This window comes from Brevundimonas sp. (genome assembly GCF_036402095.1).
Lineage (GTDB): Bacteria > Pseudomonadota > Alphaproteobacteria > Caulobacterales > Caulobacteraceae > Brevundimonas.
In genome coordinates, this window is sequence record NZ_DASWTO010000031.1 from 1 (window position 1) to 1,942 (window position 1,942).

General features: G+C 70.2%; 3 protein-coding genes. 1 reads left to right on the forward strand and 2 read right to left on the reverse strand.

The features are described 5' to 3' along the window. Nucleotides 1-502 precede the first annotated feature (502 nt). Nucleotides 503-1,060: an N-acetyltransferase family protein gene (locus VGD32_RS02425; protein WP_331030313.1), complete on the reverse strand. Its 558-nt coding sequence runs from the start codon at nt 1,058-1,060 to the stop codon at nt 503-505. A 96-nt stretch (nt 1,061-1,156) separates the two neighbouring features. Here VGD32_RS02425 and VGD32_RS02430 point away from each other — a divergent pair, with 96 nt between their 5' ends. Further along, on the forward strand, nt 1,157-1,609 hold the full coding sequence (locus VGD32_RS02430; RefSeq protein WP_331030314.1) for a DUF1036 domain-containing protein: 453 nt from the start codon (nt 1,157-1,159) through the stop codon (nt 1,607-1,609). Nucleotides 1,610-1,628: 19 nt separating this feature from the next. Here the strand turns inward: VGD32_RS02430 and VGD32_RS02435 are convergent. Continuing rightward, the coding region (locus tag VGD32_RS02435) for a prolyl oligopeptidase family serine peptidase (protein WP_331030315.1) at nt 1,629-1,942 on the reverse strand (314 nt) is incomplete at its 5' end.

A 1,942-nucleotide genomic window follows, 5' to 3' on the forward strand; every position in this document is an offset into this window, starting at 1 on the left:
TTGCGCCGCCGCGGGGAGGGCGAGGGCGAGCAGGGACGCGCCGGCGAGGGGCGCGAGGGAGCGGGCAGCCATGATGGCCTCCTGGAAGAATCTGGGTAGGCGCGGACGTGTATGGCCGCGCGTGGACGGTCTTCAGAGGAAACCGGGCCGCGGGGGATGCGGTTCAGGCGCCGGCCGTTCGCCGACCGGAAGCGCCGCCGGAGGCGCGGCCGTTCCGGGGCGCGGCGGACTGACCCGGGCCCGTACGGGCGAGCCGAGAGGCGTCGCCGCCACACAGGCGATGCAGCAGTCCATGACAGTCATCGCCTTGCCCGGCGCCGGCCGGGGCGACTCGGAGCCGGCATGATGCGTCGTTGTCTCATGACATGGCGGAGGCGACGGGGCGTCGGCCAGCGCGCGCGACGGGGCCGCGCCGGTCGTCAGCACCGCGAGGGCGCCGAGCAGCATCATCAGGGCCATCGCCAAACGCATGGCGGCAAACTAGGCGCTGCGCGCCTGTGCTTCAAGCCAGGCCGCCGGTGAGGTCGAGGCCCGGCGCTTCCGGCGGGCGGCCGTCCGGTGCGAGATCGAGCTGCATCAGGGTCACATCGAGCCAGCGCTCGAATTTCCAGCCGACCTGCCGGTAGACGCCGGCGTCACGGAAGCCCAGCGACCGGTGCAGGGCGATGGAGGCGGCGCTGGTGTCGCTGTCGCTGATGGCGCCGATGACGTGCCGCAGGCCCATGCCGCGCACCCGTCCGATCAGAGCCTCCAGCAGGGCCCGGCCTACGCCGTCGCCGCGCGCGGTCTCCTCGACATAGATCGAGCCCTCGACGCCGTAGCGATAGGCCGGGCGAGGGCGGAACGGCGAGGCATAGGCGTAGCCGGCGAAGACCCCGTCCAGTTCGGCGACCAGCCACGGCAGGTCGTGCCGCTTCACGGCGGCGAAACGGCCGGCCATCTCGTCCGGCGTCGGCGGGACCAGCTCGAATGTCGCGGTGCCGTTCAGCACCTCGCGCCCGTAGAGGGCGGCGATCCGTGGCAGGTCCGCTTCGGTCGCGTCGCGGATCGTCCGGCTCATCTGGTCAGTCCTGGCTTGCATCGAGTCAGCAACCGTCACTGGATTCGTCATCGACCTGTGATATCCTGGCGGCCGCTGTCGGGGGAGGCCACAGACGTGAAATCAAGCTTCGTTGCGGCGTTCGCCGCCGCCGCCGTATCGGCGCTCGCGCCGGGTCTGGCCGTCGCCCAGGTCAAGCCGAACAAGCTGGCTCCGGCCACGGTCGACATCCAGGTCTGCAATCAGAGCGGCCGCAACGGGACGGTCGCCGTCTCCTATGTCGAAGTCGGCACGGGCCAGTTCATCAACCGCGGCTGGTACGAGGTTGCGGACGGAACCTGCGAGAGCATCGTCAGCACCGACAACGCCAACTTCTACATGTACGGCGACACCCTGGACGGTTCGGGCCGGTCGTGGTCGGGCAATCACGCCCTGTGCGTCCAGTACCCCGGCCCCTACACCTTCTGGTCCGATGGCAGCGACACCTGCCCGGCCGGCTATGAGGTTCGCGACTTCGTGGCCATGCACGCCGACGAGGCCGGCACCTACACCTGGACCCTCGAACCCTGAGACAGGGCGCCGGGCGCCGTCAGGTCCGCTCCCAGCCCTTGTCGATCGCCCAGACCGCGAAGGCGTAGTCGTGGGCGACCTCCTTCAGAGAGTCGAACCGGCCCGAGGCGCCGCCGTGGCCGGCCTCCATATTGATCTTCAGCAGCACCGGCTTGCCCGAGGTCGTGGCCGGCCGCAGCTTCGCCACCCACTTCTCCGGCTCCCAATAGGTCACGCGCGGGTCTGACAGGCCGCCGGTGGCCAGCACGGCCGGATAGGCCTTCGCCTCGACCTGGTCGTAGGGGCTGTAGCTCATCATGTAGTCGTAGGCCTCGGGGTCCTCGATCGGATTGC

Excerpts from the sequence above, each read along its gene's own strand:
- VGD32_RS02425 (WP_331030313.1), bottom strand. The coding sequence starts at position 1,060 with ATGAGCCGGACGATCCGCGACGCGACCGAAGCGGACCTGCCACGGATC.